4 protein-coding genes and 4 tRNA genes are annotated in these 6,257 nt (G+C 59.0%); all 8 read right to left on the minus strand.

Annotated features, from left to right (window positions below):
• Positions 1-145 precede the first annotated feature (145 nt).
• Positions 146-2,041, minus strand: coding sequence for a molecular chaperone HtpG (gene htpG / locus QUG01_RS19705; protein ID WP_500831576.1), 1,896 nt, complete (start codon positions 2,039-2,041; stop codon positions 146-148).
• Positions 2,042-2,162: 121 nt separating this feature from the next.
• A complete protein-coding gene (locus QUG01_RS19710; RefSeq protein WP_500831577.1) occupies positions 2,163-2,600 on the minus strand; it encodes a ProQ/FINO family protein in 438 nt (145 codons plus the stop codon).
• A gap of 182 nt (positions 2,601-2,782) precedes the next feature.
• Positions 2,783-2,867 (minus strand) — tRNA-Leu (locus QUG01_RS19715).
• A 554-nt stretch (positions 2,868-3,421) separates the two neighbouring features.
• Positions 3,422-4,594, minus strand: coding sequence for a class C beta-lactamase (gene ampC / locus QUG01_RS19720; protein ID WP_500831578.1), 1,173 nt, complete (start codon positions 4,592-4,594; stop codon positions 3,422-3,424).
• Between the two features lie 165 nt (positions 4,595-4,759).
• Positions 4,760-5,689, minus strand: coding sequence for an N-acetylmuramoyl-L-alanine amidase (locus tag QUG01_RS19725; RefSeq protein ID WP_500831579.1), 930 nt, complete (start codon positions 5,687-5,689; stop codon positions 4,760-4,762).
• A 272-nt stretch (positions 5,690-5,961) separates the two neighbouring features.
• Positions 5,962-6,035: transfer RNA gene (locus QUG01_RS19730), tRNA-Cys, on the minus strand.
• Positions 6,036-6,078: 43 nt separating this feature from the next.
• A tRNA-Gly gene (locus tag QUG01_RS19735) sits at positions 6,079-6,154 on the minus strand.
• A gap of 26 nt (positions 6,155-6,180) precedes the next feature.
• Positions 6,181-6,256, minus strand: a tRNA-Gly gene (locus tag QUG01_RS19740).
• Position 6,257: the final 1 nt, after the last annotated feature.

Below are 6,257 nucleotides of genomic sequence, written 5' to 3' on the forward strand. Positions count from 1 at the left end.
ATCAGCAGATACAACCTGTGCATTGTTTGCAGGAAGCGGTGGGGAGAGGCTACCAACTTACAATTGGGACATAGCCATAAAAAAACCGCCCTGCGAAAGGGCGGTTTCTTCGGAACAGGAAATGTTCTAGCGGATTGCCAGGCTATCAGGCCGACAGCTCCAGCATCAGCTTGTTGATGCGCTTGACGAAGGAAGCCGGGTCTTCCAGCTTGCCGCCCTCGGCCAGCAAGGCCTGGTCGTACAGCACGGCGGCCAGATCGCCGGCGCGGGCCTCGTCGGATTCTTCGGCCAGCTTTTTCACCAGCACATGTTCCGGGTTGATCTCCAGCGTCGGCTTGCTGCCTTCCACCTTCTGGCCAGCTGCCTTCAGCATGCGTTCCAGGTGGGCGCTCATATCGTGCTCGCCTGCCACCAGGCAGGCCGGGCTTTCCACCAGACGGGCGGTGGCGCGCACTTCCTTCACTTTGTCGCCCAGCGCTTTCTGCACTTTTTCCACCACCGGCTTGGACGCCTCCTCAACCTGCTTCTGCGCTTCCTTGTCGGCTTCATCTTCCAACTTGCCCAAGTCCAGCGCGCCCTTGGCGACCGATTGCAGCTGCTTGCCGTCGAACTCGAACAGCGAACCGACCACCCATTCGTCGACGCGGTCGGTCAGCAGCAGCACTTCCACGCCCTTCTTCTTGAATACTTCCAGGTGCGGGCTGTTCTTGGCCGCCGCCAGCGTATCGGCGGTGATGTAGTAGATCTTGTCCTGGCCTTCCTTCATGCGGCCGATATAGTCGGCCAGCGTGACGGTAGGCTCCTCGCCCTCGGATGCGGTGGTGGTGAAGCGCAGCAGCTTGGCGATGCGCTCTTTGTTGGCGAAGTCTTCGCCCACGCCTTCCTTCAGCACCTGGCCGAATTCCTTCCAGAACGCGGCGTACTTTTCCGGCTGATTGGCGGACAGGTCTTCCAGCAAGCCCAATACCTTCTTGACGCAACCGGCGCGAATGGCGTCGATATCCTTGCTCTCTTGCAGGATTTCGCGCGATACGTTCAGCGGCAGGTCGTTGCTGTCGATCACGCCGCGCACGAAGCGCAGGTAGTGCGGCATCAGCTTTTCGGTGTCTTCCATGATGAAGACGCGGCGCACGTACAGCTTGACGCCCTGCTTGCGCTCGCGGTCGTACAGATCGAACGGGGCGCGCGACGGGATGTACAGCAGCTCGGTGTATTCCTGGCGGCCCTCTACGCGAGCATGGCTCCAGGCCAGCGGATCGGTGAAGTCGTGGGCGACGTGCTTGTAGAATTCCTGGTACTGCTCGTCGGTGATCTCGTTCTTGGAACGGGTCCATAGCGCGGAGGCGGAGTTGACCACTTCCAGCTCGTCGCTGTTGGTCACTTCGCCGTTCTCGCCGTAGCCGGCGCCCTTCTTCATTTCGATCGGGATGGAGATGTGGTCGGAGTACTTGCGGACGATGCCTTTCAGGCGCCAATCGTTCAGCAGCTCGTCTTCGCCTTCCTTCAGGTGCAGCACGATCTCAGTGCCGCGCTCCGCTTTTTCCACCTGCTCCAGCGTGTATTCGCCCTCGCCGTGCGACTCCCAGCGGGTGGCCACGGTTTCGCCGGCGCGGCGGGTGGTCAGCGTCACCTTGTCGGCCACGATGAAAGCGGAGTAGAAGCCGACGCCGAACTGGCCGATCAGGTTGGCATCCTTCTTGGCGTCGCCGGACAGCTGCTCGAAGAAGGCCTTGGTGCCGGATTTGGCGATGGTGCCGATATTGGCCACCACTTCGTCGCGGCTCATGCCGATGCCGTTGTCGGCGATGGTGACGGTGCGGGCGTCCTTGTCGAAGGTGATGCGAATCTTCAGCTCCGGATCTTCCTCGAACAGCTCCGGCTTGGCCATGCCCTCGAAGCGCAGCTTGTCGGCCGCGTCCGACGCATTGGAGATCAGTTCACGCAGGAAGATCTCCTTGTTGGAATACAAGGAGTGGATCATCAGCTTCAGCAGCTGTTTCACTTCGGTCTGAAAACCCAGGGTTTCTTTCTGTGCACTCATGGTCGTCAATGTTATTGAGGTTGGCGATAGCGGCAAGATGGTGGGTGTTCCGCGCATTTCAAGACCCAAAATGCAAAAAGCCCTGTCACAAGACAGGGCTTTCGCAAGCAGGCGTCACGGCTCAGGATTCGGCCTGGCCTTCCTGCTGCTGCGCAGGCGCCGCGTCAGCCGGCGTGGGCTGCGCCTGGGCGGCCTCTTCTGCCGGAGCGGCGTTCTTCGGCTGCATCTGCAACTCGGCGGCGCGTTTCTCTTCCGCGCTCACCTCGCCTTGCGGCTTGCCGCTCAGGTCGAAGCGCTTGCCGCCGCGCGCCAGAGACTTCAGATAACGCGGCTTGCGGCAGTGGTTGGCCACCACGCGCGAGATCAACGCGGAGTCGAACTGGGGGAGCGAAGCGATCAGGCTCTCGTGAATGCCGAGCGCCAAGGGCCGGAACTGACGAAACACGTCGAACTTGCCGTAAATGTGATCTGCGATCATCTCGGTCTGCTTTTTCTTGGACAAGCTTTGAACAGCAGACTTGAGAGCAGCACCGAGTGCCGTTTCAGTATTTGGCTTCATGAACTTCTATCTAGATCCATTGATGCTAAAGACAGCGCATGCTGCCCAATCAAGAGGCGTGATGCAACCGGCCACTTGTCCAGTTTAGACGATGGGCGCCGCTTGGCGTCATTTTAATGCTGCCAGATTAAACCTGACAGCATGCCCGCCTAGCAGAATCATCATCGCGCCCTTACTCAGCGTGGTGCCCCGGGCCGGAATCGAACCGGCACAGCCGAAGCCGAGGGATTTTAAGTCCCTTGTGTCTACCAATTTCACCACCGGGGCCGCTACAGAGCAGGCGATTGTAGCCCAGCAAAACTGGGCTGACAATGCATTTTAAATATCAAGAATCCTTGCCGCGCGGGCCTGGAATGTTGCAGGCAACTGGCAAATTCAGATACTGGGAGGAAATTCCAGATCAGCAGAGGTAACAGCGGGAACACTGAAGACAACAGCCTGATTTTAAAGAATTGCCACAACGCGGATGGAGCAGCACTTTAACCAGAAAGGAAAAAACTGTCAACGCGCGTCAGGCCGGCTTGGTACGGAAAAGACAATGTCCTCAATGAAAAGGATCAACATTACAAGTCGATAATATACAGATATCTTACTCATTCTCATTACAAAGCAGCAATTTACATTTTTAATTTTTTATATACAAAAAGACAGCAGCTTAATGAGAAAGATCCATCAAATATCAAGGATTCAAAGCCTAAATAGCAGGGAAACCACGCCATATCCAAACAGCACAACGTAATTTCCCCCTACTCGACAAGCACTGCCTTGAGGCGAAGCCAAGCGGCATGCCGTCACTGCTTATTGACAACAGATACTGACAATCAGGACAGTCCTGCCGAATCCAGCACCGCCAGGATGCGATAAGCCGCCGTCACGCGCGCCGCATTCGGATAATTGCGGTTGGCCAGCATCACCACTGCGATTTTGCGCGAGGGCACCACTGCCACATACGCGCCAAAACCATTGGTGGAGCCGGTTTTGTTCAACAACACCGCCTCCTTGGCCGGCCGCGCAGGAGTCAGCCAGCTGACAGGCTGCGGCTGGAAAGCCATTTCATTGGCGTTGCCGGCCAGCAAGCGCGGCAAGCTCACCGGATAGCGGTAGCCCTCCCAACCCAAGCCCTGCTCCAAGTCGCCCGTCCGGTAATAAGCGGCATGGCTGGCGTCCAGCGCTTGGCGTAAATCGGCATCGCGGACATCGCCCCAATTGGCCGCCATGTATTTGGCCATATCCGCCGCGCTGGACTTGATGCCGTAAGCCTCGGAGTCGAACGCGCCCGGTCCCACCCGCACCGGCTTGCCATCGCGGGCATAGCCCCAGGCATAGCGTTCCATCTGGGACGCCGGCACCCGGATATAGGTGCTGCTCAGTCCGAGCTTGGGCAACAGCATCCTCTCCATCGCCTGATCGAACGGCTGCCCCAGGCTTTGCGCAGCCAGATAACCAAACAGGCCGATGCTGGGGTTGGAATACAGGCGGCGCTCTCCGGCCGCGAAAGCCGGACGGAAAGCCTGGTAATAGCCAATCGCCTGCTGCCGGCTGCTTACGGCATCCGGAAACTGCAGCGGCAGGCCGCCTGCGGTATACGTCGCCAATTGCAATAGCGTAGCCTGGCCGATGGCGCTGCCCTGCAGCGCCGGCAAGCGGCTGCCGGCCGTATCGGACAGCGACAGTTTGCCTTGGCTCAGCGCATAGCCGCCCAAGATGCCGGTAAAAGTCTTGCTGATGGAGCCAAGTTCAAACAGCGTGTCCCGCGTGACCGGCTGGCGGCTCTGTTTCGATGCCAAACCATAATTGAAGAAGTACATCCGGCCATTGGCCAGCACCGCTACCGCCATGCCGGGTATGTCGTGAGTCTTCATCAAGGGCGGAATCGTTGCATCCACCACCTGAGCAATGGCCGGCGGCGCACTCTCCGCCGCTCTGGTCAAACCGGAATACAGGAAAAGGCAGCCCAACAAGCCGGCCAGCGCCGACGATTTTTGGATACGCATCAGAGAAAGACTCCTTGACGGACTTGGCATCCGCTCCCGGCGCACAGGATCTGCGCGGCGCGATGCCATGAAAGGAAAACGTTCCGCCACATTACAAACCGCTGACTGCGACGTAAACCGCCTACCCTGTAACTAGCGTAACCACGGCGCATCACGCCCATGGCCTCAAGGATGTTCGGCTTTATCGGCGGCGTGCTCGGGGTCGACATATTTGCGCAATAGCGCATCGAGCCTGGCCGACGACTCGGCATCCGGCTCGCCGTCAAAGCGCGCCGGACGAAAGTGCATCTGGAACGCCGCGATCGCCGCGCGCGTGGCGGCGTCCAGCACGCCGCTTTGCGGCGCATCGTAACCGTAGGCCGACAATCGCCGCTGCCAGCTCGCCACATCCGGCTGCGCCGATTGCCGCGGCAGGAAGTGCGCGATGTCCTCATCGTCCGGCCAGGCGCCGATGCCAAAATCGCGATACAGCCGCTCCCATGGAAACCTCGGCCCCGGATCGACCTTGCGGCCCGGCGAGATGTCCGCATGCCCCACCACATTGCTCGGCTGGATCTGGTGCCGCGCCACGATATCGGACGCCAGCCTGCCAAGCAGAGCGATCTGCTCTTCTGAAAAGTCAAACCATGTCCGCTGCATCAGCGGCCATTCATCCTGCTGCGGCGATGGATACCCCAGGTTGACGATCTCGATGCCGATTGAGCCGGTATTCAGATAACGCACGCCCTGCCAATAGCTGTCGCCGGCATGCCAGGCCCGCCGCGCCTCCGGCACCAGGCGCAACACGGCAGGCTTGCGTGCAAGGGTCTGAGCGTCCGGCACCAGATAGTGCGCGCTGGCGCGGTACTGCGCGTCGGTCAGCAGACGCAGCGAAGTCGGGTAATCGACGGCAGTGTAATGAAACACCAGCGTCCGGACGCGAGAGTCCTGGCTAGCCGACGCTATCGACTCATCGATCCAATCCGCCGTCGGCACCTCCGCCGCCCATGCCCTGTTCGTCAGCACGCCTCCCGTGGCGGCGCAGGCCAGCGGCGCCAGGCCGCCACGATACAAAAACTGCCTGCGATTGATCATCGAGCCTTCTCCTTTGTCCATGGGACTTATCCTGCGGCCCATGGGTGATTGTCTTGATTGAATAGAGTCTGACTAAAGGCCGGCCGGTAAATTCACGCTTGCTGCGCAGACTGCCGCGGTTGATAGGGCATGAAAACGCGCCTCATGGAGATATCTTCGCAAATGTTGCTTGCGGCGCTGGCAGTGGAAATGGAAACCACCTGACCAGAAAAAGAGATGGTAAAAACCGCCCGGAAGGAATTGAACAAGACAATAGAAAAACCCCGTAAGTCTTTGACTTACGGGGTTTTATCTGGAGGCGGGGGTCGGAATCGAACCGGCGTAGACGGATTTGCAATCCGCTGCATAACCACTTTGCTACCCCGCCGTAACCGGCGTATCGACCAGATTATATCTGATCCATTTGAATTTGGAGCGGGAAACGAGGCTCGAACTCGCGACCTCAACCTTGGCAAGGTTGCGCTCTACCAACTGAGCTATTCCCGCGGTGCAAATTGTTTCAAGCTTGATTCTGGAGCGGGAAACGAGGCTCGAACTCGCGACCTCAACCTTGGCAAGGTTGCGCTCTACCAACTGAGCTATTCCCGCA

This window comes from Chromobacterium sp. CCUG 76385 (assembly GCF_059916625.1).

What these genes read in the sequence shown, in the direction of transcription:
- htpG (WP_500831576.1), bottom strand. Translation starts at nt 2,041, where the DNA reads ATGAGTGCACAGAAAGAAACCCTGGGTTTTCAGACCGAAGTGAAACAG.
- QUG01_RS19710 (WP_500831577.1), bottom strand. Translation starts at nt 2,600, where the DNA reads ATGAAGCCAAATACTGAAACGGCACTCGGTGCTGCTCTCAAGTCTGCT.
- ampC (WP_500831578.1), bottom strand. Translation starts at nt 4,594, where the DNA reads ATGCGTATCCAAAAATCGTCGGCGCTGGCCGGCTTGTTGGGCTGCCTT.
- QUG01_RS19725 (WP_500831579.1), bottom strand. Translation starts at nt 5,689, where the DNA reads ATGGACAAAGGAGAAGGCTCGATGATCAATCGCAGGCAGTTTTTGTAT.